Raw genomic sequence first — 990 nt, forward strand, 5'->3', positions numbered from 1 at the left:
GTTCTTGCCGCCGAGGCCCTGCGGCAGACCGGCGCCTGGGGCGAGCATATTGGCGGACAGGCCCTCATCGAGGCGCTGCCGTGCTCTGACGTGCAGCTGCTCGTGAACGACGTGCTGGTTCCCTGCGCGGCCATCGGAGAGGAGGCGGTCGATTTTTCGGCCGATGGAAAATCCTCGTTCTATCCCTCCAGAATCATCTGGATCTTCGCCGGAGACGGACCACCGGCCCAACGCCTCCGGGTTTTTGAAAAACAGCTCGATGAACGGCTCGGCCGCATTCTGACCAGCTCCTTCGAAGACATCGCCCGTGCCGCCGCCCGGTGCATCGAGGACGAGGTCCTCAATTACCTTGAAGTCAAGCTCCTTGAGCGGGACTGGCCGCAGCCAAGCGACCGGGATAAAGCCTGGGTCCGTCAGCTGGTCAATGAGCACTGGGGCCGGCTGGATCTGGCAGCGTTCTGCACCTTGATCGAAGCGGCGTTCCGCAAAGCGGGCAAGGCCAGGCTGCGACAGAACAGGATCGGCCTACAGCCGGTGACCAGTTACCTTGTCTGTGGGTTCTACACCGCCATCGAACAGACCGTCACCGGCCGGTCGGGGCCGCGCACCTATGAGAAACCGGCAGATCTGGACTATCTGCCCCGCACAGTGGCCGTCTTCGGGTCCGTCCTCAGACTCGACATCCTCCACGCCCGCCCCGAAGACATTGAGCTGCGGCGCCCCGCAGCCGCAAATGGGGACCTGCGGACCCGCATCCTGCATGTCATCGAGGTCCTCCAGCCCGATCTCAGTGACGAGCACTCTGAACTGCTGAACAGGTTCGCTGAGGTCTACTGCCGAAACGCGCTGGCCATGAACGACAGCGATGCCTTTACCGCCGCCTGCAACGGCCTGGCCTACCTGACCGGCGCGGTTCCGGCCCCGGTGCTCACTGAACTGCGCAAGGCCCTGACCGCCATACGCAACGCTGCAGCACAGCGGTAACCGGCC

General features: G+C 63.9%; 1 protein-coding gene. It reads left to right on the forward strand.

Annotation, left to right across the window (positions count from 1 at the left end):
* On the forward strand, positions 1 to 984 hold a 984-nt coding region (locus AC5RWU_RS24350; RefSeq protein WP_493986739.1), incomplete at its 5' end, for a hypothetical protein.
* Between the last annotated feature and the right edge of the window lie 6 nt (positions 985 to 990).

Source organism: Arthrobacter sp. B0427-1-12 (genome assembly GCF_059092905.1).